Source organism: Athalassotoga sp., from assembly GCF_049965695.1.
Taxonomy (GTDB): Bacteria; Thermotogota; Thermotogae; order Mesoaciditogales; family Mesoaciditogaceae; genus Athalassotoga.
In genome coordinates this window covers 1-25,969 of record NZ_JBMFWB010000025.1, presented here as the reverse complement: position 1 = coordinate 25,969, position 25,969 = coordinate 1, and the positions used below count along the sequence as shown (strand labels likewise).

General features: G+C 40.7%; 19 protein-coding genes, 7 tRNA genes and 1 other RNA gene. 24 read left to right on the top strand and 3 right to left on the bottom strand.

From position 1 onward, the window contains the following. Window positions 1-111 precede the first annotated feature (111 nt). The 5 genes from ACP5NR_RS07865 (at window position 112) to ACP5NR_RS07845 (ending at window position 6,287) form a co-directional block, all read left to right on the top strand. A tRNA-Asn gene (locus ACP5NR_RS07865) sits at window positions 112-187 on the top strand. Between the two features lie 59 nt (window positions 188-246). Further along, on the top strand, window positions 247-2,196 hold the full coding sequence (locus ACP5NR_RS07860; RefSeq protein ID WP_428006241.1) for a sigma-54 interaction domain-containing protein: 1,950 nt from the start codon (window positions 247-249) through the stop codon (window positions 2,194-2,196). Window positions 2,197-2,350: 154 nt separating this feature from the next. Beyond that, window positions 2,351-3,478: a beta-aspartyl-peptidase gene (iadA, locus tag ACP5NR_RS07855; RefSeq protein ID WP_428006240.1), complete on the top strand. Its 1,128-nt coding sequence runs from the start codon at window positions 2,351-2,353 to the stop codon at window positions 3,476-3,478. Between the two features lie 19 nt (window positions 3,479-3,497). Next, window positions 3,498-5,381 carry an ABC transporter substrate-binding protein gene (locus tag ACP5NR_RS07850; RefSeq protein WP_428006239.1) on the top strand — a complete coding sequence of 628 codons (1,884 nt, stop codon included), beginning with the start codon at window positions 3,498-3,500 and terminating at the stop codon, window positions 5,379-5,381. A 54-nt stretch (window positions 5,382-5,435) separates the two neighbouring features. Then, entirely contained in the window at window positions 5,436-6,287 is an 852-nt protein-coding gene (locus ACP5NR_RS07845; RefSeq protein WP_428005659.1) for a M55 family metallopeptidase, read from the top strand. Between the two features lie 24 nt (window positions 6,288-6,311). On the opposite strand, the gene ACP5NR_RS07840 is transcribed toward ACP5NR_RS07845, so the two are convergent. Continuing rightward, window positions 6,312-6,575, bottom strand: coding sequence for a stage V sporulation protein S (locus tag ACP5NR_RS07840; RefSeq protein ID WP_428005658.1), 264 nt, complete (start codon window positions 6,573-6,575; stop codon window positions 6,312-6,314). Between the two features lie 122 nt (window positions 6,576-6,697). Here ACP5NR_RS07840 and ACP5NR_RS07835 point away from each other — a divergent pair. The 4 genes from ACP5NR_RS07835 to ACP5NR_RS07820 all read left to right on the top strand — a co-directional run bounded on the left by ACP5NR_RS07835 (window position 6,698) and on the right by ACP5NR_RS07820 (window position 8,414). Further along, a tRNA-Pro gene (locus tag ACP5NR_RS07835) sits at window positions 6,698-6,773 on the top strand. Between the two features lie 46 nt (window positions 6,774-6,819). Then, window positions 6,820-6,906, top strand: a tRNA-Leu gene (locus ACP5NR_RS07830). Between the two features lie 56 nt (window positions 6,907-6,962). Next, complete coding sequence (locus ACP5NR_RS07825; RefSeq protein ID WP_428005657.1) at window positions 6,963-7,592, top strand: L-threonylcarbamoyladenylate synthase; 630 nt, start codon at window positions 6,963-6,965, stop codon at window positions 7,590-7,592. Window positions 7,593-7,601: 9 nt separating this feature from the next. Continuing rightward, window positions 7,602-8,414, top strand: a complete 813-nt coding sequence (locus ACP5NR_RS07820; protein WP_428006238.1) for an alpha/beta hydrolase — start codon at window positions 7,602-7,604, stop codon at window positions 8,412-8,414. Here ACP5NR_RS07820 and ACP5NR_RS07815 read toward each other — a convergent pair. Further along, window positions 8,386-10,878, bottom strand: coding sequence for a S8 family serine peptidase (locus ACP5NR_RS07815; protein ID WP_428006237.1), 2,493 nt, complete (start codon window positions 10,876-10,878; stop codon window positions 8,386-8,388). The two genes, ACP5NR_RS07820 and ACP5NR_RS07815, sit on opposite strands and share 29 nt — an antisense overlap. Continuing rightward, entirely contained in the window at window positions 10,875-12,392 is a 1,518-nt protein-coding gene (locus ACP5NR_RS07810) for a B12-binding domain-containing radical SAM protein (protein WP_428006236.1), read from the bottom strand. The genes ACP5NR_RS07815 and ACP5NR_RS07810 overlap by 4 nt, the downstream gene beginning before the upstream one ends. Before the next feature lie 556 nt (window positions 12,393-12,948). Between ACP5NR_RS07810 and ACP5NR_RS07805 the strand changes: the two genes are divergently transcribed. From ACP5NR_RS07805 to ACP5NR_RS07735, 15 genes are all read left to right on the top strand, one after another. Next, window positions 12,949-13,024: transfer RNA gene (locus ACP5NR_RS07805), tRNA-Lys, on the top strand. A 7-nt stretch (window positions 13,025-13,031) separates the two neighbouring features. Beyond that, a tRNA-Leu gene (locus tag ACP5NR_RS07800) sits at window positions 13,032-13,116 on the top strand. Window positions 13,117-13,125: 9 nt separating this feature from the next. Next, a tRNA-Gly gene (locus ACP5NR_RS07795) sits at window positions 13,126-13,200 on the top strand. 11 nt (window positions 13,201-13,211) lie between these two features. Beyond that, a tRNA-Thr gene (locus ACP5NR_RS07790) sits at window positions 13,212-13,288 on the top strand. Window positions 13,289-13,344: 56 nt separating this feature from the next. After that, window positions 13,345-13,698: a transfer-messenger RNA gene (ssrA, locus tag ACP5NR_RS07785) on the top strand. Window positions 13,699-13,735: 37 nt separating this feature from the next. Continuing rightward, window positions 13,736-14,626 carry a chemotaxis protein CheW gene (locus ACP5NR_RS07780; RefSeq protein ID WP_428005428.1) on the top strand — a complete coding sequence of 297 codons (891 nt, stop codon included), beginning with the start codon at window positions 13,736-13,738 and terminating at the stop codon, window positions 14,624-14,626. Next, on the top strand, window positions 14,626-15,042 hold the full coding sequence (locus tag ACP5NR_RS07775; protein ID WP_428005429.1) for a chemotaxis protein CheW: 417 nt from the start codon (window positions 14,626-14,628) through the stop codon (window positions 15,040-15,042). Before ACP5NR_RS07780 ends, ACP5NR_RS07775 begins: the two co-directional genes overlap by 1 nt. Before the next feature lie 13 nt (window positions 15,043-15,055). Beyond that, a complete protein-coding gene (locus tag ACP5NR_RS07770) occupies window positions 15,056-15,427 on the top strand; it encodes a response regulator (protein WP_428005430.1) in 372 nt (123 codons plus the stop codon). A gap of 105 nt (window positions 15,428-15,532) precedes the next feature. Then, on the top strand, window positions 15,533-17,065 hold the full coding sequence (locus ACP5NR_RS07765) for an Rne/Rng family ribonuclease (RefSeq protein ID WP_428006235.1): 1,533 nt from the start codon (window positions 15,533-15,535) through the stop codon (window positions 17,063-17,065). Continuing rightward, window positions 17,052-19,115 (top strand): alpha-amylase/4-alpha-glucanotransferase domain-containing protein, encoded by a 2,064-nt coding sequence (locus ACP5NR_RS07760; protein WP_428006234.1) that lies wholly within the window; start codon window positions 17,052-17,054, stop codon window positions 19,113-19,115. The genes ACP5NR_RS07765 and ACP5NR_RS07760 overlap by 14 nt, the downstream gene beginning before the upstream one ends. 14 nt (window positions 19,116-19,129) lie before the next feature. After that, window positions 19,130-21,733: a TolB family protein gene (locus ACP5NR_RS07755; protein WP_428005433.1), complete on the top strand. Its 2,604-nt coding sequence runs from the start codon at window positions 19,130-19,132 to the stop codon at window positions 21,731-21,733. Between the two features lie 12 nt (window positions 21,734-21,745). Then, window positions 21,746-22,603: a damage-control phosphatase ARMT1 family protein gene (locus ACP5NR_RS07750; protein ID WP_428005434.1), complete on the top strand. Its 858-nt coding sequence runs from the start codon at window positions 21,746-21,748 to the stop codon at window positions 22,601-22,603. A gap of 180 nt (window positions 22,604-22,783) precedes the next feature. Beyond that, a complete protein-coding gene (locus tag ACP5NR_RS07745) occupies window positions 22,784-23,764 on the top strand; it encodes a LacI family DNA-binding transcriptional regulator (RefSeq protein ID WP_428005435.1) in 981 nt (326 codons plus the stop codon). 11 nt (window positions 23,765-23,775) lie between these two features. After that, window positions 23,776-24,888 carry an aldo/keto reductase gene (locus tag ACP5NR_RS07740; RefSeq protein ID WP_428005436.1) on the top strand — a complete coding sequence of 371 codons (1,113 nt, stop codon included), beginning with the start codon at window positions 23,776-23,778 and terminating at the stop codon, window positions 24,886-24,888. Window positions 24,889-24,899: 11 nt separating this feature from the next. Beyond that, window positions 24,900-25,892 carry an aldo/keto reductase gene (locus tag ACP5NR_RS07735; RefSeq protein WP_428005437.1) on the top strand — a complete coding sequence of 331 codons (993 nt, stop codon included), beginning with the start codon at window positions 24,900-24,902 and terminating at the stop codon, window positions 25,890-25,892. The last annotated feature ends 77 nt before the right edge of the window (window positions 25,893-25,969 follow it).

Below are 25,969 nucleotides of genomic sequence, written 5' to 3'. Positions count from 1 at the left end.
CTAGGGGCACCAGATTTATAAGTTTTAGTTTCGGAAAGCGAACTTCAGTCAAATGATAGATGTTACTTGTTGACAAAAGTATAATTATTGTAGTAAAATCTTTTTGTACCTTCCACCATAGCTCAACCGGTAGAGCATCCGGCTGTTAACCGGAGGGTTGTAGGTTCGAGTCCTACTGGTGGAGCCAAGCAAATTTCAAAAAGTCCTGTTCAAACAGGACTTTTTTTGATAGCAAGGATGATTTGATTGAAAAAAATAGGCATTGTTTCGATGAAAAGTGAACTGGCAGAATTGTTAGAGCATGAACTGAGTTTTTTCCTAAAAGGCAAGGCTGATTTCGTACGCTATATCGTCAAAGATGAAAGGGTATCGATAGACGAAGCGGATGTGATACTTTTGTCCGGAGAATTTGTGGCAAAATATGTTGTAATTCCGCAAAAGGAAAAAATTCCGATTTTAAGTCCACGCCGCACTTTAACAATGGATGGATGGGAAAGTTTAAAATCTCTTAAAAGTGGTCTTCCCATGTTGCTGGTAAACGATTCAAAAGAATCTGCCGAAGAAGTCGTGCTGCTTACAAAAGAGTTAGGGCTTGATCTTGATTTGCACGTTTATTACCCAGGCTGCAAAGATTTTCCTCGTCTTGAAACTGCCGTGACTCCCGGAGAAACAAGATATGTGCCATCGTTTGTCAAAAATGTAATAGATATACACGATCGGATCTTCGATCCTTCAGTTATACTCGAATTGTTGTTCAGACTCAATTTATTTGAGTGGGAAGATCTTCACAAAATAATTGAGTATTCGAAAACGGTTAAATCTACCCAGCCGGGGTTGCAGAGATTTTTGTTGGATATGGCAACTGTAAGACTTGATTTGGAAACAGTGCTTTCCATGACAAAACAGGCTGTGATTGCTTATTCCAAAGAAGACGGAAAAATCTTACTTGTTAACTATCTCGCCGAAAAATATCTTGGTCAGATCGGTATTGGCAAGGAAATGCATCCGATCTTTCAAAAAATGGGACTTAAATACGTTGATAGAGAACTTTACAACGAAATAATTGAGATGAATGATGCCGAAATGATAGTAAACTCGAAAGAAGTGCCGGGCGGTACGATGATGATTTCTTTTTATCCCGTTGACCTTTACAGAGATGTGGAAAGAAAACATGCTTTTAAGATGAAAAAAGCTGGAATGGTCGCAAAGATGGACTTTAACGCCATAGTTGGCGGGGATAAAATTCAAGATGTCGTTAAACTCGCAAAAAAGATGGCCATTTCTGATATGCCGATTTTGCTTGAAGGAGAAAGCGGTACAGGCAAAGAACTTTTTGCCCAGGCCATTCATAACTATTCAAAAAGATCGGATGGTCCTTTTGTACCGGTCAATTGTGCTTCTTTATCGGAAGAATTGCTTGAAAGCGAATTGTTTGGTTATGAAGAAGGCGCTTTTACGGGTGCCAAGAAAGGCGGAAAATCAGGTTTGTTTGAAATAGCAAATAACGGAACGATATTTTTGGATGAGATATCGGAAATACCCTTTGAACTGCAATCGAAATTGTTAAGAGTTTTACAGGAGAAAGAGATCATAAAAGTAGGCGGTACAAACGTTATACCTGTAAATGTTCGAATTATATCGGCCACGAATATGAATTTATTTGAAATGATGGAAGTTGGAAAATTCAGAATGGATTTGTTTTATAGGATATCCACTTTTCAATTGCATATTCCAACTTTAAGGGAAAGAATTGATGATCTCGATGTGCTTTTAAAATATTTTGTGTCTAAAAAGGGTTATGATATTTATTTCGATCCGGATTTGGTGTCTTTACTTAAAAAACATTCATGGCCTGGCAACGGAAGAGAAGTTGAGAATTTCGTGGATTACACCGGTAATCTTTTTTCTGGGACGATTGGCATAAATGAAATACCTCCATATTTGTCAAAAAAGATATTTGAGGGAATTGATGTCTTGAATCATTCAGAGATCGAAGTGCTTAGATTTCTTTACGAAAACAGAAATTCTGGTAGAAGCAAGATAGCAAAAATGTGTCATATAAAGGAAAATGAGGTAAGAAAGATTTTGTCCCATCTAAAATCACTGGGATATATCTCTGTGAATGTTGGAAGAATTGGTGCAAGTGTTTCAAAATTGGGTTACCAATTTTTAAGTACTTCAAATAAGAAATATTAGAACATAATTCTCTTACACAGATCCACTTTATTGTCCACTTTTACAATTCAAAATCTATCGTGAATTCGAATTTCGTTTAAAATATGATAATTTCTCTCATTCCAAATTAAATGAAAATTTGGCACATTCGCTGCTCGATCTGGTAAACGAGGTGATGATCATAATATCAATCAAAGCGGTTGAACTGTACGATCCCACTTACAAAGGTAAAATGGATATTTTGATTTCCAATGGATATATCGAAGAAATATCTAAAAGAAGAGAATTCGACTTTGCCAAAGAGGTTAGATTGAAAAACGTGATTGCCATTCCAGGATTCATAGATGGCCATGTTCACGTGATAGGTGGAGGAGGGGAAGGGGGATTTGTATCAAGAATTCCGGAAATTGAAAGTTCAAAACTTTTAAATTATGGCATCACCTCGGTAATTGGATTGCTTGGAACCGATTCAATCACAAAATCTTTGATTTCTCTTTTTGCAAAGACCAATTCATTGCGATTGGAAAACATCAACGCTTACATGATGACGGGATCTTATCAATATCCGGTCAAAACCATAACAGGATCGATTGAAAAAGATATCGTGCTGCTCGATCCGGTAATAGGAATCGGTGAATTGGCGATCTCAGATCATCGATCAAGTGCCATAACAGTGGAAGAAATTAAAAAAGTTGCCCAAGAATGCCGTGTTGCTTCGATGATTTCCTCAAAATCCGGCAAGATCATCGTACACGTCGGTAACTCGAAGAAAATGCTGTCTCCTCTGATAGAAGCCGTTTCTGACGATGAAATAAAGATAGAATCTTTCCTGCCGACGCACGTCAACAGGAATATGTTACTGCTTCAAAACGCTTTAGAATGGATCAAGATGGGCGGCTTTGTCGACATAACGGCGGAAGACACTTCAAAGGAATCCGTCAGCGTTGTGGATTCTATCGAATATCTCATTTCAAATGGTGCCGGTTTGGATCACATCCTTGTAAGCAGTGATTCTAACGGTAGCATTCCGGACTTTGATGAGAAAGGCAACTTTGTTTCGATGAAAGTTTCTGATTGTTCTGTCATGTTCAAAAACTTTAAAGCATGCGTCAAAAGAGGTATGAAGATAGAAGATGCTTTGAAGCCGTTCACTATAAATGTTTCGAGATTTTTCAAACTCGACAACGCAGGAACGATAGAAAAGTCCAAACGCGCAGATATTGTTTTTGTTGATAAAGACACTTTTGAAATAGATTCAATTATGGTTAAAGGTAATCTTTTGAATATAAAAGTTCTACAATAAAAGCAAGGGGGCTGATCTAATGAAAAAAGTTTTTGTGATTCTGTTGGCCGTGATTTTTAGCATCGGTGTCGTTGCGATAAGCGATAGTGTTGTCAATCCTGATACTTTCGTTTACGAACAACCCGGACCTTTTTGGAGTTTGGATCCTGCTTTTGAGTACGATTTCACCTCAAGCGAGGTGGTAATGCAACTTTACGATCAACTGATTCAATATGATGGCACTTCTACCGTGAATCTTTCTCCTATGTTATCAACAAACGTCCCATCTCTCAAAGACGGAACCATACTGGACAACGGCACAACTTACGTTTTTCACATAAGAGATGGTGTGCTATTTCACAACGGGGACAGATTAACACCGCAGGACATAGTATATTCACTCGAGAGAACGATAATACTCGATGTGGTAAGCGGACCAGCATGGCTGCTCACCGGACCTTTGTTTCCACAAATTGATGGTCAGTACGTCACATCGATAGTGCAGGTCGTTGCCCAGCAACTCGGACTCAAAAATCCATTGAGTTACACGAGTTTCGATTCTCTCGGCATCTTTGCGACCGGAACCAACAAATTGTTAAACGACAATTACAAGCAGGCTCTCATAAACGCCTTTGACATTCTAAACAAAGATTTTGAGATAAAGGGTAATGATCTGATAATTCATCTTCCTCAGCCCTATGCACCGTTCCTTTACATACTTGCGGGTCCTGTTTCTAACTGGGCGGCCGTTTTGGATCAAAAATGGTGTGCCGAACATAACACATGGGACGGAGCTGCCGATGACTGGTGGCAATATCATAATCCTGCCGTTGGCAACGATCCTCTGTATGATATAGAAAACGGAACAGGTCCTTACATGATAAAGTACATAACGCCGGGACAGGAAGTGTTTTTCCAAAGATTTGACAATTACTGGGCAGGACCGGCAAAGATAAAATATGCAGTCATAAAATATGTAAATGAATTCACGACAAGTTTACTCGATCTGCAACGTGGACAGGCAGACGCGATACGTGTTCCAGTTCAAAATCTTTCGCAAGTCCAAAACAACCCGGATATAACGGTTTTGACCGGATTTCCAATGTTGCTTGTTGATTTGATGCCATTTCAGTGGAACATAACAACTCCAAATAATTTCATAGGATCGGGCAAATTGGACGGAAACGGTATTCCACCTGATTTCTTCTCCAATTTAGACGTCAGAAAAGCCTTCGAGTACCTTTTCCCGTACAAACAATACATAGAACAGGTATGGAATGGACAGGCTTTGCAGCCAAACAGTGCGATAATAGACGGTCTTCTCGGATACGATCCGAATCTGCCGAAATATCATCAAGATTTAGCCAAAGCAACCGAATATTTCAAAAAAGCATACAACGGAAAATTGTGGGATTTAGGCTTTAAATTCACAGTAGTTTACGGTGCTGGCAATGCCACAAGACAACTTGCACTTCAAACTTTGAGTACGTACGCAAGGCAGATAAATCCAAAATTTCAAATAAGCGCCCTCGGAGAGATAAATTCGTCTTTCAGTGCGGATTTGATTGCCGGTAAACTGCCGATTACCTCTGTTTCATGGGGTGCGGATTATCCAGATCCTTATGATTTTGCGTTTGCGTGCTATTCATCTAACGGATTTTACGCCTCATTTTTGGGACAGAGTTTCGTCGATTTTGCCAAACAAAATCTCGATGTCCTTGTCGATAAACTTGTCACGACTTTGGATCCTGATCAGAGGGCAAAGATAGCGCAGGAACTTTCGAAACTGGATTACGAAAATGCACTTTACATATGGCCGGATCAACCGGAAGCCTACTGGGTTGCGCGAAAGTGGGTAAAGGGTTGGTATTACAACGCAGAGATAGGCCAATTTGGTCCATATTTCTACATGCTTTCAAAGTAAATTGACGGTCCTGCTTTTGCAGGACCGTATCTAAATTTAGATTGAGGAGGAGTTATGAAAATCTACATTTCTACGGATATGGAAGGACTACCCGGAATAAACTCATGGCATCAGGTGAGCGACAAAGATCCACGATTTTTGAATAGATATCTTGAGGAAACGCTTCAATGGGTTGTTGATGGAGTAAAAGCGTCAAAACAAAATTCAAATGTAGATCAGATACTTGTATGCGATTCTCACGCACTCGGAGAAAATATATCTTACGATTTTACAGGATACGACGACAGACTTTATCTTTTAAGGGGTGGACTTCGAGATTATTACATGATGGCCGGATTAGACGAATCATTTTCCACGGTCTTTTTTGTTGGATATCATGCCGGTGTTGGCGCTATTCATGGAATAATGGATCACACCTATTCGTCCGCATCCGTACACACGATGAAAATAAATGGCATGAGAATGAATGAAACTCTGATAAACGCTGCATTCGCAGGTGAGTTTGGAATACCGGTTTCTTTGGTCATAGGAGATCATGCGCTTGTGGATGAGTTAAAAGACACACTTCAAAGCACCGTTTTAATAGAAACGAAAACCGGCTTAAGCAGATTTGCCGCGATCATGCGGCCTAAAAATGTGCTTAAAAGGGAAATAATTGCAGGTGTAAAGACGGCACTCGACAGAACTTACGATAAGTCGATAAAACTCTATAAATTCAATTCACCTTATGAACTCGATGTGGAATTCAATTCCACTGAAATGGCCGATGAATCAATGCTTATACCTGGTTTAAAAAGAATAGACGGACGGAGCGTGAAGTATACATGTAACTCTTACGCCACTTTGATCCAGACAATGCTTGCCGTTGTATATACCGCTCGGGTTGGCACGGATATGGGAAAGTAAAAAGCGCCTTTAGGCGCTTTTCGATCATTTTCTTGGCTCAACGACAAACTTTATGGCTGTTCTCATCTCTCCATCGATTTCTATATCGACAAAAGATGGAATACAAACGAGATCCATTCCACTGGGTGCAACATATCCTCTCGCTATTGCAACTGCTTTGACAGCCTGATTTACCGCTCCTGCCCCGATGGATTGAATCTCAGCCTTGCCGTTTTCTCTAAGTACTCCAGCAAGTGCACCTGCTACTGCCGTGGGTTTCGATTTCGAAGAAACTTTCAGAGCTTCCATAATTTCTGCCTCCTTGGCATTTGTTAGAGAAACGATCAAGATAATTATACACATTCAAAATCCTAAAGTCAATATATGTTAACATTGACGTGTTTGTGCTTTTCATGGTATAATTTTCAAAACAGGGCGTAGTTCAGATGGAAGAACGCCAGGTTCGGGACTTGGAGGTCGCTGGTTCAAATCCAGTCGCCCTGACCATTAGAACTTGACATAATTTTATTTCTTTGATATGATATTTAGGATTGCCGAGGTGGTGGAACTGGCAGACACGCATGCTTGAGGGGCATGTGGGCTTACGCTCGTGCGGGTTCAAGTCCCGCCCTCGGCACCAGATGGGTAAAAGCAGAGTCGCAACTAAGCGACTCATTTTTGTATCGAGGAGGGAAAATGGCCAAAATACTATCTTCTAAAGATCCAGAAACTTTAAAAATTGCCTCGGACATTTTGAAAAATGGGGGTACAGTTGTTTTCCCAACCGAAACCGTTTATGGCGTAGGTGTACTTTTGGACGATGATAATGCCATAAAGCATATATATGAAATAAAAGGAAGAAACTTTGACAAGCCGTTGCTTATACATATATCCAAGATGGCACATGTTTTTGATCTTTCAAGGTATGTTTCGGATAAGGTCTCCGATCTTATGAAAACTTTCTGGCCAGGACCTTTGTCAATAGTTTTGGAGGCGTCTTGTGCCGTTCCCCGATCGGCCATCTCTTACGGCTATACCGTTGGTTTCAGGATGCCGTCAAGCAAATTTTTCAGGGATCTTTCCGCTTTGGTCGGACCAATTGCTGCGACGAGCGCAAATCTTTCAGGTCAAAAAGATCCCCTCACGTGTACAGATGCATATAATTATCTTAAAGATTCGGTAGATCTTTACGTAGACGATGGCCCTGTTGAGAAAGGTCTTCCTTCTACTGTCATAGATATGACGGTCAATCCTCCTAAAATTTTGAGAATCGGGGCAATCAGCGTTGAGGAGATAGAGAAAGTTATAGGCAATGTTAATTCGTGAGGTGATAAAATGGAATCTGCTGAAATAACCTTGAATGGCAGAAAGACAGATGCTTTCAGATGGCCTGTAAATGGTGCAAGAGCAGTTGTTGTGATAATTCATGGCCTTGGTGAACACGTCTCACGATATGATGTCATATCCAAAGAATTCAACGCTGCCGGTCTTGAGATGGTTGGATTCAATCAAAGAGGACATGGCAAGAATCCAGTTATAAAAGGATATGTGGATCATTTTGAGGATTTTCTGAAAGACATAGATGACTTCATAAAGATGCAAAAGACAAACCTTCCGATTTTCATGTTGGGTCACAGTCTTGGCGGTCTTATCGCCGCAAGGTACAACGAAGAATTCCAGGGACGCTTAAAGGGTACTGTACTTTCAAGCGGCGCATTTTCTTCACAAAATGTTCCGGCTCTGACCAAGGCAGTTGCACGGGTCTTTTCAACTTTAAACCCTAAGATGGCCTTCAACAACGGCATAGATCCAAAAACGATCTCGAGAAATGAAGAAGTTATTTCAGACTACACAAAAGATCCACTCGTCCACAACAGGATAACCGCAAGACTTTCATCTGAATTGTTCAAAAATATAGAGATAGTTTTTGAAAAGGCACCATATTTCACGACGCCTGTGCTTATGTTAGCGGGATCGCAGGACAAAATCGTTCCATACGATGGAACGAAAAAGTTGTTCTCCTCCATCGCCTCAAAGGATAAAGAATTGAAAATTTTTGATGGCGCCTATCATGAAATCTTTTGCGATCCTCAATACTCGTCAGAATTTCGAAAAACGATCATCGACTGGATTGTAAAGAGGATCTGAGATTTTCATAATGGGCCTTTATGAGGCTTTGAATGAATTCGTCAAGCGCACTCTTTGATGTGCCATAAACAGATGGAGGGGTGCTGATTTCGGGACTTACCTGTATGTTTAAATTGTAAGTTTGATTTGCACTTACATTCAAAGTCATCGGTGTCGATTGGGTGCCCGAATATCCGTAATACCCATAAAGGTCGCCTTGATCTATCTGCCCGTCTCCGTTAAAGTCCTGCCATGCATATATTTGATAATTTCCCACCGGTACCTTCATGGAAAAACTTCCATTCGGAGAAACGACAGCAGTTGCCACAATTCCGGAAGAGTTCTGTGCCCATATGATCATAGGCTCCCACCCTCCGTTGTAAGTCACGGCATTGTAAGCATTAACAAGACCGTATCCAAAGGTTGATTGAGGGCCTATGTATGTCGCGGTGTTTTCGAGGATTTTAGTTATATTTGCAACACCTGTTATGTTGTGGGCTATCATAAGTGCCGCTATGGCCGAGACCTGCGGTGCCGCAAAGGACGTACCCTGCCAGTATCCGTATCCATTTGTGTTTGTCGATGTCGAATAAGTCGTGCTAAAAACTCCATTCGGATCATTTTGCGAATACATCTGTCCTCCGGGTGCACAGATGGCCGTTGAACTGTAATTCGAATAGTAAGCGAGCGTGTATGAAGATCCTGAAGGAGCGACAGACGCGACTGGAATAACTGTCGGAAATGCGGCGGGATATTCCAAAGTATTTTTTGAATCGTTTCCGGCAGCGGCAACGACCACAACGTTGTTGTTGTATGCGTACTGGCATGCGAGTTGTTCCGTTTGATCGTATTCAATCCCGCCGAGACTTAAATTTATCACCTTTGCGCCATGCTCGACGGCATAAATTATGCCTTCGCTGACATAATAAGTAGATCCAGATCCGTTCGATCCAAGGACGACTATCGGCATTATTTTCGTGGAATTGGAACCTCCCCAGTTTATTCCCGCAATGCCAATTCCGTTATTCGTGTCTGCGTCTATTATGCCGGCAACGAATGTGCCGTGGCCGAAATCGTCCATCGTGTTTGTCGTGTTGTTGACAAAGTTGTAGCCTGGCACGAGTATGTTTTGAAGATCCGGATGTGTCAATGAAACACCGGTATCTATTACGGCAACTATCACCGTGTTCGCACCCGTTGATACATTCCATGCCTGCGGTACTTCGATATCTTGTAAATACCATTGATTTGAGAAATACGGATCATTCGGAGTCGATAAAGCGTGAACTATGTAGTTGGGCTCGGCGTAGACGACGTTTGGAAGGGATTTGAAATAACCGATAGCCCTTTCGACTGATGTTGAGACGGTTATCAAAGAGGCGTTGACCGCGTAATTCGGAGTTTGAAGAGTGCTTACAACGTTGTATTTGAATGGAGACGGATATAAAGAAAGCGTACTCGGTCTGATGCCACTTTTGAACCCGACGATTATCTGTCCCGGAATGTAATCGGGACCCGTGTATTTTTGTATTTGCCAGTTTGCATTTTGATAAACCGGTGCAGATGAAACAAAGACACTCTGACCGGTGTAAACACTAACCGTTCCATTTACGATCCCGTATGCGGCCGGCTCTGGAGCCGATTGCGTTGTGAAAGACCACAGAGATCCTGTCGTCGAGGCATAACCGTTGTTTGCGATAATGTACCAGTAATATGTCATCGAATAATTGAGGTTTGAGACCGTGTAAGTTGAGGTCGAAAGGCCTGAGGCGACGAGCGGAGGATTTTGAGAAGTTCCAAAATAGAGTGAATAGGTAAGTGGAAAGTCATTCGGGTCGTATCCCGACCAGGTTAATTTTACCGTCGTTGAAAGGCCGGTACTTCCATTTTCAGGATACGGGTTTGAAGGAATTGAAGGTGGAACTATTTGCGTGTAAATAGCCGTTGCCTGAGTCGGAAGCGTTAAAATCTGAGTCTGCTGATTTCCGGTTACAACTCCTCCGTTTATGATCCAGTAATCAAATACGAATCCAGAAATTTGTGGTGCCGTAATATCTACCGAAGAATTTTGCGGATAAAAATTATTTGGATAAACAGGACTTGACGATGGTGAAATGCCTATATTCGATCCAAGGACAAGTTTGTAGTAAGTTGAAAGTGTGAATGAGTAATTTTGAGAAGATGTTAGATTTATCTGTCGGGGATTTTGAGTTGATCCGTCAGACCATGAAGAAAAAATATATTGAGTGTTCGATGTACCGGCGTAATTGCCAGTCGTCGCATAAGTGGGTATTACTTTGATTGTGTGTAAACCGTAAGACAATTCTGTCGATACAGGCGTGGTGTACGGAACGTTATCGATAAGTACCTCGATTCCTTGCGGAGATGAATCTATTGTGAGTGTATGCTGGATCAAAAAGCATGATGATAAAATAACAGCGATCATGAAGATCGCTATGGCCAAAAACAAAAGGTTTTTTTTCACGTTTCAGATAAAACCCTTTTTTTTTCAGATTTAGAAAGTTTTTCCGCTACTTTTCTGAAGTGATATCCGTATATCGCAAATGAAACCGCTTTGGAAAACACTTTGGGTTTTTTAAATAAACTCCATGTCAGGATCTTCCAGTATTCTTTTCTTTCTTTGCCAAATATTCCAAGTAAAAAGATGGATTTTAAAAATGCGCCGATTTCCGAAGCGCTGATTTTTGATTTCGGGAAATTAGGTACTTTGTAAACCGAAAGAAATTCTTTAAGTCGTTTGTAATAATTCTTTGGATTGTAAAGCAAACCGACCAAAGATTTGTAGCCACTCACGAGTGATTTGGAGTCCATCTTTGGTATTATGTTTGTCATGGCATCTACGTTATCGCCTGTCATTTCTCCGAGCAATCTATTCTCGTTTCTGAGTTTTTCGTAGAGTTGGCTTCCGCGAGGGGCATTCAACAAACCAACCATAGCCGTGACAACGCCATTGTTTTGTATGAAGTCGAATTGCCTTTTGAAGATCGTTGGCATATCGCTGTCAAAGCCTACTATGAATCCACCTTGAACTTCAAATCCGAAAGACTGTATCTTGTTAATTGATTTTTCAAGATCATGCTTTATGTTTTGATATTTATTTGCTTCTTTCAAACTTTCTGGATCCGGAGTTTCTATTCCCACGAAAACCCTGTCGAAACCGGATTGAGACATGAGTTCCATGAGTTCATCATCGTCGGCGAAGTCTATGGAAACCTCCGTGTAAAACGTAAATGGATATCTGTGGGATTTTTGCCATTCTATGAGTGCCGGTAACACATCTTTCTTCAACTTTGATTTGTTGCCTATGAAATTGTCATCCACGAAGAAGATGGATTTGCGCCATCCCGCATCGTACAGAGATTGCACTTCATCTATTATCTGTTTTGCGCTTTTTTGACGCGGAACTCTTCCACCCAAAGCACCTATATCGCAAAATTCGCAGTTGTATGGGCATCCTCTCGAGTATTGAATACTCATCGAAGCATACCACTTAAGATTCAACAAATCCCATTTTGGCACAGGAGTTTTTGCGATATCACAAAAAGCAGTTTTAACGTAATATCTTTTGACCTTTTTGTTTTCAATATCTTTTATAAGATCACCCATGATATCTTCGCCCTCTCCAAGCACGAAATAGTCAACTGTATCATGGAATGTATCCGGTTCCATTGTAAAGAGCGGTCCTCCGGCTACGACGGGTATTCCAAAATCATTGCACTTTTTTATGACTTCCTTTGAAGACTCTCTTTGAACTGTCATTGCACTTATAAAAACATAATCTGCGTTTTTTATATCTTCATCTTTCAATTTTTCGCAATTCATATCAACGAGTTTTACATCCCATGTTTTTGGTAGATATGTTGCAATCGTAAGAAGTCCCAGCGGAGGTAAGGACGCTTTTTTGGATACAAACTTAAGGGCGTATTTGAAACTCCAAAATGTGTTGGGATAACTTGGATAAACCATCAAAATCTTCAAACAAAACACCTCTTTTCAATTCCAAAAATAAAATAACTTCCAAAAAGTTCTCTCATCTACTACTTTAAATCATTATATACCAAATTTCTTTTAAAAGTGAAATGTATACCAAACAAAGTTCAAATACCGAAACTTCGCTCCGGCAGGCGCCCCTAATGGCAAGTAGCGTGTGGCTCGTAGCATGTGGAAAAGAAAGAGATTAGGGATTAGACATTAGAGATGGTTCTTAACGCGTGACGCGTAATCTGTAATCATACTGCTCATTCTTCACTACTCAACGATCACCATTTAGGGCCACCTGCCATCGCTACAATTCGGAATTTAAAACTGATTCAGTATATAACGTCTTGACAATTTCTTTCTGAGGTGCTATGCTATATGAGTAGCATCAAGTGTTACACATACTTGGTCATGATTTCCAGAACCGTGGGGCACACGGGGATAGCTCGTTGACACTTAGCACAGAAGTGCTATTGAGCGAGAAGCCCCCACTTTTATAAGTGGTGGGAGGATGTCACATAACTTGTATGATAAAATTTCTTTGTCTTTGAAAGGAGACCTGTTAGCTCAGCCGGTAGAGCACTTGACTTTTAATCAAGGGGCCGCGGGTCCGAATCCCGCACGGGTCACCAGTGGTTCGCGAGGGTGGCGGAATTGGCAGACGCGCTGGACTTAGGATCCAGTGGATAAAACCGTGTGGGTTCAAGTCCCACCTCTCGCACCAACCAATTTGGCGGGAATAGCTCAGTGGTAGAGCGCCTGCTTGCCAAGCAGAAGGTCGCGGGTTCAATCCCCGTTTCCCGCTCCATAAAAAGAGTGGCAGGTGTAGCTTCAATCGGTAGAGCGCCGCCTTGGTAAGGCGGAGGTCATGGGTTCAAGTCCCATCACCTGCTCCATTGATGAAAGGGCATGTTGCCCTTTTATTTTTTGTGTATCTGTGATAAAATTATGTGGGGGCGAAATGGTTTCGACGGGATATGTGTTTTGCGAGAAGCGAGTCAGGGGTGCCTACCTCCCTGTGAAAAAGGTTGGAATGACAATAAACGTCAATCCTGAATACGCACTTGCTGCTTAATAGTTAAGTAGCCGTCCTTGTATCTTCTGCCCGGAGAGATACATAAAGGGCGTCAGCATTCCGGACTACACAAATGAAGATGTTCCCGTTCGTTTGTGGAAATAAAGGGAACTCGGTTGAACTTTCCGTGCCCGATGCGGGAAGTTCGATGACGACAAACACGGGCTGCGCTCGGAGAAACTCGCACGGCAGGTATTTCGGACGTGGGTTCGATTCCCATCGCCTCCACCAGATTTTTAAATTGTTTTTAAAAGGTGGAGATGATTCTTTGATAGAAAAAACAAATGAAACTACTTCAAAAGAAAATTCCACTTTTCAGATGCGAAGTGCGGTGAAAAACATTTTATCTGATGCCATTTCCGATTCAGTTTTGAAAGTTTCGAAATCGGCAATTAAAGAAGGATTTCAAGTTCACAAGATAGTTGTAAATCTGGTAAAAGATGCGGTTATGAAATCTTCCAGAATTTACGTGATTTTCAAAAGAATAGAATCGGATGGAAGTCAAATAATATTTTCGGAACCGTCTGTCGAAGAGATAGAAAAAGAAAATTTCGATAAGACGGTTAAATTATTTCTTATAACAAAAAAATCCATTTCTGAAATTCAAGATATGATATCAAATGTTTCGGAAGTCGAAAGTGTTTCCGTAGAAAATTTTGATCCCGATGGATCTCAAATGCCTGAGGTATCTACGATTACAAAGGTATCGTCGAATTCATCCGCCATCAAAGCGCTGCTGATCGAAATAGGCAAGCAAACTTATGCCATTCCCCTTTCGGATGTGGATAGGTTGATTTACGTTAAGCCGGAAAATGTAAAAGTTATCGGAAATGTCAAAGTTGTGGTTATCAAAAACGAAATCATTCCTCTTATGGATATGCGAGAGTATTTTGGAGAAATTGGCAATTCAGACGCATGTGCAAATGTCATGATCGTCGAATACAGATTCATGAAATATGGCCTTATCGTTGACGAATTCATAAGACAGGATGAGATCGTCATCAAAACACTCGGAAAGATGTTCGAAAAAACAAAAGCATTACGCGGTGGATCGATTCTCTCAAATGGTGCTGTTGCGTTAGTGATAGATATTCCGTCTCTTGTTGAGAGTTTTTTTCAAAATTTAGTTAATACGGACATGCAGGGGAGAAGATCGTGATGTCCGAATCCTTTTATGAATCCAAGGTATTGACTTTCAAATTAGGTGAAAGCGAATATGCCGTGGATATAGAAACAGTGGATGTAATACTTGGGAAATACGAAATATTTAAGGTCCCAAACTCTCAAAATTCTCTCGCCGGCGTTATCAACGTAAAAGGAGAGATAATTCCGGTTGTAGATGTAGATCGTGCGATTAATCGAGACGTTCAAAAAAGTTTGCCTTCAAGCATTATAATTGCAAAGATCGGTGAAAATAAGATAGGTTTCCTTACCGGTGAAGTTGCAGAGATCATGGAGGTACACCCTTTTGAATTTGCCTCGATGAAAACAGATGGCGCTAATTACATCAAAAGTGTTATAATAAAAGGCAAAAGGTTAATTTCGTTACTTGATCTTCAGCACTTTACCTTATAATCGGGAGGAAAAGGTGAGTAAAAGAGTTTTAATCGTTGATGATGCTGCTTTTATGAGAATGCTGTTGAAGGATATGGTGACAAAGGCCGGTTTTGAAATTGTGGGAGAAGCGATCAACGGGAAAGAAGCAATTGAAAAGTACAAAGAGTTAAATCCGGACGTTGTGGCAATTGACACGATAATGCCCGAGATGAATGGAATAGAAGCCACAAAAGAAATAATGAAGTTAAATCCAAATGCCAAGATAATCATTTGCAGCGCCATGGGCCAGCAAATGATGGTTATGGAAGCATTGCAGTCAGGAGCGAAAGACTTCGTGGTCAAGCCTTTCAGGCAGGATAAGATAACGGAAACTTTATTTAAAGTTATGGGTGGACGTCAATAGAAGAGATGAAAAAGCACATATTTGTATTTTTAGTCTTATCTCGTGAAAAACATGAATTTTGGGAAAAGCGCGTAAAGTAGCAAGCGCTTTTTGTGGTTTTTATTTTTGTATGAGATCGTTATAATTTGTCAATTTGAAGAGGTGGTTTTTATAGTAACCAGTAAGACTTCCGTAAAACGTGTTGTGGTGAGCAAAGATGAATTTGATGGCTTGAAAATAGCCTTGCTTGAAGATGATCAACTCGTTGAAATTTATTTTGAAGAAGCCGATGAAGAGTCTTTGACAAGCAGCATATATCTTGGCAAGATCGAAAATGTCGTTCCGAATCTTCAGGCCGCATTTGTTAACATCGGAGAGGGAAGAAATGCTTTTTTAAGAGAGAAAGATCTCTGTCTTTCGAAGCCGAGGAATGGGAAAACGCTTAAAGTCGAGATGCTTAAGCCGAAGCAGAAAATACTTGTTCAGGTTAAGAAAGATGCGATAGGATTGAAAGGTCCACAGGTAACTTCTTACATAAGCATAGCGGGAAGATATCTTGTCTTTATGCCGCATGTCGCAAATGTGGGCGTTTCAAAAAAAATCGCGGATCAATCCGAAAGGAAAAGACTTTACGATATAGCGAAATCCATTTCCAAAGGCCATGGACTTGTCATCAGGACGGCATCTGAAGGTGTGGATGCGCAAAAGATCATAGAAGAACTGCAATTGTTGAAAAAAAGATGGGAAGATATACAGAGAAAATTCAAGAGGGCAAGAAAGCCACAGGTTATATATGAAGATTCAGGATTTTTGGATTACATTTTCAGAGAGAAAATAGACAACACGGTTGATGAAATAATCGTTGACGATGAAAACATTCAAAATAAACTTTTGGAGATAGCGACATCTTTGAATTTGAAGTCTCAACCGATGATACGTCTTATCAAAACAGATGCGTTCAAAGAGTTAAACGTAGAAAAACAAATTCTCGATTCTCTTTCAAGGACGGTTAAATTGCCCAGCGGCGGAGTTTTGTATTTCGATCCTGCCGAAGCGCTGCTTGTGATAGATGTAAATACGGGATCAAATACCTCTGGAGTTGATTCTGAAGATTTGATTTTGAAGACAAACATAGAAAGCGCAAGAGAAATTCCAAGACAACTGAGGTTAAGAAATGAAAGTGGCGTTATAGTCATAGATTTCATAGACATGAAAAGCGAATCTGAACGTCAGTTGATAATTCATGTGCTTGAAGAAGAGTTGAAAAAGGATAAGGTGAAGACATCGGTGGGAGAATTTACAAGACTTGGTCTTCTCGAAATGACAAGAAAAAGGACCTCTCCCCCTTTAAGGGATTTTTACAAAGTCAAATGTCCGATTTGTCTTGGAGAAGGTCATATAATATCGCCAAACAGGCTTATGAAAGAGATCGTTAAAGAACTCCAGTTGACAAATTACAAAGACATAGGAGAAGTTGAAGTGCATCTTCCTCCCATTTTGAAAGCCTATCTCGAAGATGGTATTATAAAATCAATTGAAAAAGTTTCTAACGTTAAGATCAGGATGATTTTCGACGGCCAGCAGAGCAACAAATACGATATAAAGTACAAAAAGAGAAAGCAGAAAAGTTCAGGAGGTGCTAATTTTGAACAAGGTTAATTTTTTATTCGGAATTCACAATCACCAACCGGTTGGCAATTTTGGATTTGTAATTGAAGACGCTTATGAAAAATCTTACAAACCCTTCATTGAAACTCTTGAAAAGCATCCGAAGGTTAAAATGGCAATACATTTCTCGGGATGGCTTTTGGATAAATTGGCACAAAAATATCCTGATTACATAAAAAAGGTAAGGCATCTCGTTGAAAAAGGACAACTTGAGATATTCACGGGTGGATTTTACGAGCCTATAGTTCCAGTAATCCCAGAAGAAGACAGAATTAACCAGATAAAAAAGTTGTCAGAAAGGGTTAAGCACCTTTTCGGAGTAAAGCCGCGCGGCATGTGGCTTGCCGAGAGAGTGTGGGAGCCCCAAATATCCAAAGCACTTGCAATTGCAGGTGTCGATTACGTTGTGGTTGACGATTCGCATTTTAAAAATGCCGGCCATTACGAAGATGAATTAACGGGATATTACGTAACCGAAGAAGAAGGATACACACTTAAAGTCTTTCCGATATCTAAAAAGTTAAGATATTTGATACCTTTTGAGAATGTCGATGATACGATTTCGTTTTTGAAGTCAATGGCCACGTCTGACGGCAAAAACGCGCTTGTCATGTTTGATGACGGAGAAAAATTCGGGGTCTGGCCCGGAACCTACGAACAGGTTTACACGAAGGCATGGCTTGAACAATTTTTCACAGCACTTGAGTCGAATTCCGATTGGATTGACATGGTCTCCTTTTCAGATTATGTGGATAAACACAGCGCGATGGGAAGGACTTATCTTCCGATTTCGTCTTACAGCGAAATGATGGAATGGGCTTTACCCACAAGGGCAAGGGCAAACTTTGAATCTTTGATTGAAAGTTTGAAAACAAATGGAACTTACGAATCCATGGAAATGTTTCTAAAGGGCGGCATATGGCGCACTTTCCTTTCCAAGTACGCCGAATCTAACCTTATGCACAAGAAAATGCTTTACATCCATGACCTTATTCAAAAAGAAAACGTAAAAGATCAAAGTGTTCTTGATGAGTACTGGCAGGGTCAGTGTAACGATCCTTACTGGCACGGAGTTTTTGGAGGACTTTATTTGCCACATCTAAGGGCGGCGATTTACGAACATCTTATAAAGGCTGAAAAAATGATCGATCCAAAGGGTTCAAAGATCGATCAATTCGATTACGATAAAGATGGTCTCGATGAAATCATCCTTAAAAATGAAAAACTTGAAATCGTCGTGGATCCGGATTACGGCGGCAGGGTAATGGAAATCGATCTTAGGGAAAGATCCTATAACCTCATAAATTCCCTTACCAGAAGGTATGAAGTTTATCACGAATTGATGCCAAAAGCCATAACAAACGATCAACTTGAAAAGTTAGGAAAGGCAAAGACCATTCATGATGTTGTGCTGACAAAAGAGGAAGGACTTCAAAAATACCTCCATATTGACTGGTACGAACGTTTTTCATTCATGGATCATTTCTTTGGAGATAACGCAACACTTGAAGGTTATGCATCATCCGTTTATCCGGAACAGGGAGATTTCGTAAACCAACCTTACGATATGATCGGGAAATCTCGACTTGTGCGTCATGGTCACGTATGGGTGGGATCGGATTGGATTCCGATAGATCTTGAAAAATCATTCGATTTAAAGTCAAACGCACTTGAAGTATCATACAAAATTAAAAATTCGTCAGACAAAAAAGTATCGCTGTGGTTCGGATCCGAGATGACCTTTAATTTAATGTCAGGCGATAGCGATGATAGGTATTTCGACTGGGGAGAAAAGCACAGGGCCTCTTACATTGGTGCCTTTGAAACTAAAAAATTGAACATCGTAACCGAATACGAAAAAGTTTACGTGGATCTTGAAACGGATGACATCGTTAAATACTGGATGTATCCCATATATACGATCTCTTATTCCGAAGGTGGATTTGAAAAAGTGTATCAGGGGACATCTTTGACGCCGATATGGAAATTCACCCTCTTACCTGGTGAAGATAAAATTTTGAAATTAAGTTTAAAAGTTTAAAAGGAGGGATTTGATTGAAAAATTTGGGATGGCTTTTGGGTTTACTTGTTGTTCCTGTGATAGTCTTCGGAGCGATGAATCCTTTTTTGCCGATTTATTCGAATCCATATTCATCTTATGAAGTCATCTCAACTCCTTATTTGAACGTTGTTTATCAGCCGGGATGTGAGTACGCCGTAAATGAATTTCTCAAATACGCAGATGAGGTTTACACGGAGATGACGAATTTTTATGGAATACAACCCTCATCAAAACTGACCGTTGTTTTTGAAAATGATACCGATGTTGTTAATTCCGTTACAGATCCCGTTGATAACGTGATCTTCATCTTTTTAAATTCATCTGCGGATCGATACTTTTCGCCGAGCGTAAGCCCCTGGGTGAAGTTCGTCTTCACGCATGAACTTACCCATATATTGCTTACCCAAAAAGGCGGCCCTGATTTTTTAAGAACTTACGGTGCCCCGTTATCGACGGCCTTTAATGCCCTCATGATACCTGCCTATTTTCAGGAAGGACTTGCCGAATACACGGAAACGATTTTTAACGATGGCAGAGGCAGATTAAACGATCCCATGTTTGAAATGTATCTGAGGGAATACGTGCTTGCCGGAAGATTTAACGGTCTTGGAGGTTCGATAAATTACGGAAGTGATGGATGGGATCCGGCTGGATCTCCTTACCTCATGGGAGGCAGTTTCATAAGGTATATTGCCCAAACTTACGGCGCCACGTCGATTCAAAATATAGTTTCGAACTTTTCCAAAGATCCTAACGATGGCATACCTTCCGCGATTTCAAAAACCCTAAAGAAGAATTTTTCGGATATAATTTCGGGCTGGATATCAAGTGAAAAACAAAATGTCAACAGCGCGGTTGCAAAAGTTGGCAATGTTTTTGAAGGCATCCAATTAACGCACTCGGGCAGATGGACAGGTCTTGTCAATGGAAGCAATGGCGGAAAACTTTACTACTATTCGGAAAACGCTTCGTCGGTTCCGTCGATAATGGTCATGAACACACTTGATATGAGCAGTAAAAACTTTTACGATGTCGGCGGTTTTGTTTACGATAACGGTTACGTGCAATCTTTGTCTGTTTCTCCGGATGGCAACAACGTGGCTTTCACAAGGATAGTGCCGCAAAACGGAGGCAATTTTGATTACGATCGACTTTTCCTTGCGATCAACGGTAACGTCTCGGACACATCGATCAACGGTGTTTTGATGACTACATGGCTTTCAAACGATCAAATTGCCTACGTGAATGAAAACGGAGGTTTGTACTCTATAAAGATTTTGAATTACAAAAGCGGTTTGATAAACACCGCGCTTGGTCCGACTTACATGGTCATAACGTCCATAAATGCCTTTGGAGGTAAAATATATTTTTCGGCCTCATACGACGGAAAAGAAGAGATATATGAAATAGATGGAGGCAATGTTTACAAAATAGTGTCAGGAAACTATCTCATGCGCGACCTTGCCTTTTCACAGAATGGAAATTACATTATTTTCTCATCTGCCGAACCTGATGCGAACGGTATTTTTAACCTTTACGCTTTGAACTTTCAAAATGGTCAATTTTACAGGATAACGAATGTCGTCGGTGGAGCATTTGCACCTCAAATTGTTGGAAATAGATTATTTTACGCCGGTTACACGACAAACGGATATAACCTTTTCGTGATAGACGGATGGAAGGACAGACTTGTCCCCATCAACGGAATTTTCACTTTTGAACAGGTCATGGTTGACCCATCCGTAAACCTTATGAGCGTTTCCTCTTCCATTCAAAATATCTCGAAGCCTTACACAAATGATCTTAAAACGCTGGCCTTCGGAATGGTACCGACTCTTACGTTAGATGGTACTTCTCTTGTTTACTCGATGGGAGGTTTCGCACTTTTAAGAGACACACTTGGGCAAAACACCGTTTACGCGGGCGGAAATATTTCTACTTCGGCAACTTACGATTACTTAAGTATAGGCCTTGCGCATTACGGTAAAATCGCGCTTGAAGCGGGATTTTCTCTTTCTCCGCAAATGGTCTCTTTTTCCGCCAATCTCGGAGTACCGTTAACTGGTTTGATCTTTAACAAAGATTTTCTCTTTTACCCCTCTGTTTCATATACCGTGGCGGCAACGCAATCTTTGTCAAGCGGGATAAACATGTTGGGCGCTTTTTATTGGTCACCTTCATCTATTCCGGACAATTCCGCGATGGTAATTCCTTTTTATCTTAACTGGAATTTAGGATTTTCAGGTCAAACTTTGATTCCAAACGGATACACCGTTAAAACGGGCACATCTTTCCCGTTCATAGGTACGGTTGTCAATCTCGGCCTTACGGCATCGAACTCGGATCTTTTGATTTCACAATCGATGACCCTTCAAAGATTGTATCTAAATCTTTACGATGTGACCGGTACGGCGGGGCTAAGGTATGTAGATTTTTCACAATTTTCTTCGTACGATCTTTCTAACGGAATTTGCGCCGGCTTAAGTGCAACGCTTGGAATTGATTCCATTTTCAATCAAACACTTCCGCTGAAAATGTACGGTTATTACAATTTCAAAGAGGGTAAATTCGAATACGGAATAAACCTTGGACTCTAAGGAGACGTAAATTTGAAAGCGACAAAAACATGCTTTGCCTGCGTTGTAGCCCAGGCAGAAAGAAATCTTTACGAATGGGATGGGGATGAGAAGGCAAAGTTTGAAGTCATGAAAGAGGTCTCTCGATCTCTTGAAAAAGCGCAATACGGAATGAAACCGATAGAACTTTCCAAGATCACGAATGATACGGTAAGAATTGAAACCGGAGTTGTGGATCTTTACAAAGAGAGAAAGTTGATTTTGAATCAAAAGGCCGAAGCGGTTTTGCCTGAAATAAAAGTTTACGCAAATTCTTCGATAAATCCGCTAAAGGCTTTTGCAATCGCGGCTATTTTGGGAAATCATTTGGACTTTGGCGTGAAAGATGTGGTGATTGATTCTGAGTTTGTGAATCTCATAAAATCGAAAACGCTTGCCATCGATGATTTTGATTTGCTCACGAACAAACTCGCAAAAGCACATCAATTGCTTTACATCCTTGATAACACCGGAGAAGTTGTTTTTGATAAAAGTTTTATCGAAGAGATAAAAAAAAGATACGATTTGAACGTTAAAGTTGCCGTTAGAAGTGAGCCGATAATAAACGATGTCACACTCAAGGAAGCCATTGAAGTGGGATTTACCCCTGAAGAGATAATTGAATCCGGAAGCAACATGGCAGGCATGACGATCGAGATCGCATCAAAAGAATTTTTGGATTTTTGGAAAGAGTCCGATGTCATAGTGGCAAAAGGTCAGGGAAACTTTGAAGGCCTTGATGAGGTAAAAGACGAAAGACTTTTCTTTCTTCTTGAATCAAAATGCCCTGTTATATCAGAAATTCTTGGGGTTAATCTCGGAGATATAGTTTTAAAACAATCGCAAAATTAAGGTATACTGAACCAGTTTTAAATTCCGAATCATCGCTCCGGCAGGTACCCTCCGCTTACACTAAATAAGCATTTGTCTTTTAAAGTGAACTCAGTATATCATGGCTCCACTGTATGTCATTCCTTGCCATGAAATTTTATACGTGATATAATAGAGCAAACGATTGCTCAGGGGGAAAATATGACGACGATGCGTGACATCGCAAAAATTTCTGACGTCTCCGTCTCAACGGTATCAAGAGTTTTAAGCGGTAAAGGCAGAGTCAGCGATGAAAAAAGGTCTGAGATACTGAGGATCATCAAAGATCTTCACTATATTCCCGATTACCATGCGAAATGCATGGTCAAAGGTGGAATAATAAGCGTCGGTCTTGTCGTACCGGACATAACGAATCCGTTTTTTTCGGAACTTGCGAAGGGTATAGAATCCGAACTTGGGAACCATGCCTTGCTTATTCTCATGGACTCCTTTAGAAATGGCGAAAGAGAAAAAGAACTCTCACTTGCGCTGAGGGATAACGGCGCGAAGGGAATAATTTTTGGGAATTCGCACGTGGATGATGATTTCATTTTAGAAATTTCAAAATTCATTCCAACCGTTGTTTTCGATAAAGAATACGATTTGTCCAATGTCGGAACTATAGCGCTTGATAATTTTCATGGCTCATACATGGCGACAAAACATCTGATTGAAAATGGTTGCTCTCGCATTTTGCATTTCGGTGGCTTTCCGGATCTTGATGTTTCTTTTCAAAGAAGGTTAGGATATGAAAAGGCCATGATCGAATCCAATCTTATCCCGACAACCATTCTCACAGGTTACGATCAAGATTCAGGTTACGAACAGGCAAAAAAAATATTTTCATCTGAAAAATATGATGGCGTCTTTTGCATGAACGATCTTGTTGCCGTAGGAGTGATGAAGGGTTTAAAAGAACTTGGATTTTCAATACCAGCAGACGTTAAGATGGTTGGATTTGACGATGTCAATTTGTGTGAAGTACTTGTGCCGCCTTTGACATCTGTTCATCAGCCTGTAGAAGAGATGGGAAAGGCTGCCGTTAAGATGTTACTTGCGATGATAGAAAAAAAAGATACGCCAAAAAAATATCTTTTTTCTCCGTCGCTTGTCGTAAGAGGTTCGAGTTTGAAAAAATTGTGAGGTGATATGGTATGGAAAAAAGAAAACTTGGTAAGACCGGATGGGAAGTATCAGTTCTTGGCCTGGGCGGATTCCATATGCTTGAAATTTCAAAAGAACTCGTCTCAAAACTCATGGACATTTATCTTGAAAACGGCGGAAATTACGTTGAAACGGCGGCTGAATACGGCGATGGAGAGTCTGAACAAAAGATGGCTTACGCTTTAAACGGAAGAAGAGATAAGGTTATTCTCACAAGCAAATGTCATGCAAGGGATTTTGATGGGGCAAAACATTTTATCGAGAGAACCCTTAAAAATCTCAAAACGGATCATCTTGACATCCTTTTTCTGCATCATGTTACAAGTCAAAAAGATGTAGACGCACTTTTTGCAAGGCCTTCAGCGCTTGATTACGCGCTTGAGGCAAAAAAGCAAGGCCTTGTAAGGGCAATAGGCGTATCCTTTCACGGCCTGCCCGATTATGCCCTTAAATTGTTGAAGTCTCAGGATCTTGATCTTGTCATGACGCAATTCAATTACTACGATAAATTTAATTTTCCGTCCACCTTTGATGTCTTGCTACCGTATGCAAGATCGAAAAAAATGGGAGTTGTAGGCATGAAGGCTTTTGCGGACGGTTACCTTTACAGATCAACGGAAGATGCGCTTAGATATGCACTCACGCAGGATATAGATGTGATGGTTGTAGGCACAAATTCTGAAGAGATGCTGTTAAAAGATCTATCGATAGCCAATAATTTTAAACCCATGATGCAGAAATCGATCGATAATTTGTACTACCGGGCACCGGAACTTGGGAATTACGTGTGCCGTCTTTGCAACAAATGCCTGCCGTGTCCCGAAAATATAGATATACCGACGATCTTCAAGTACGAAGGATGGTATGATAGGCAAATGAGAGATTACAAACCACACGATGCTCCCGATTACGCGCTGCGTGAAAGACTTGCTTTTTGGTTTGGCAATCAAAATGAAGCAAAGGATGCATACAAAAAACTTGACAAAACTTATAAAAATTGTACAAATTGCGGGATATGCGAAGAAAGATGTCCGTACGATCTTTCAATCGTAGAAAAATTGAAACTCGTCGATTTCAAACTTGGAAACGGTGAAATCTTTTAAGGAGGTTCGGTATGAATTACAAAAATCTTGGAAAGACAGGGCTTAAAGTATCAGAACTTTGTCTTGGGACTATGAATTTCGGTAATCCGACGGATGAAAAAACATCAATTCAAATTATAGATAAATTCGTAAATGAGGGCGGAAATTTCATAGATACGGCGAACGTTTACAATCATGGAGCATCGGAAGAGATCGTCGGGAAGGCTCTAAAGGGCAGAAGAGATTCGGTGGTACTTGCCACGAAGGTTCACGGGAAGATGGGAGCGGGTCCCAACGACGGTGGAAACGGTAAAAAACATATCTTGAAAGAAGTTGAAAACAGCCTAAGACGGCTTCAAACGGATTACATAGATCTTTACTGGATTCACAGACCGGATCCTTCCACACCCATAGAAGAAACTCTTGAAGCACTCGATTACCTTGTTCAAAAGGGATATGTGCGTTTTGTGGGTACATCGACCTTTCCGGCATGGCAGATAGTTGAATCTTTGTGGATCAGCGATAGAAAAAACATGGTTAAATTCTGCGCGGAACAGCCACCTTACAGCATAATAGAAAGGCAGATCGAGAACAGGATTCTTCCGATGTGTGAACATTTCGGTCTTGGAGTCGTTTCATGGAGCCCTTTGGCCGGAGGATGGCTTGCCGGAAGGTACAGAAGGGGGAAACCCGCTCCGGAAGATAGCAGGGCCGCAAAACACCCCGAATGGAAAGATATGATCATCGAGGCTAAAAGTGCCGATCAGCGTTTTGACATCATAGAAGAGATAGAAAAGTATGCCAAAAAATTAAATGCTTCGATGGCTTCGCTTTCTCTTGCGTGGGTTATGTCGAATCCTGTCATAACCGCTCCGATAATAGGGCCAAAAACGATTGAACATTTGAATGAATATCTTAAAACGATAGATTTAAAAGTGCCGGAAGAATTTAAAAACAGAATAGACGAACTCATTCCTCCGGGCACATCTTTGTGGCAAAGTGAGAATACGTCTTTTGTGATATGAAAGGAGTGATCGAAATGGAATACAGAAAAGTAGGAAAATGGGGATTGAAGATAAGCGAATTGGGATTTGGGACATGG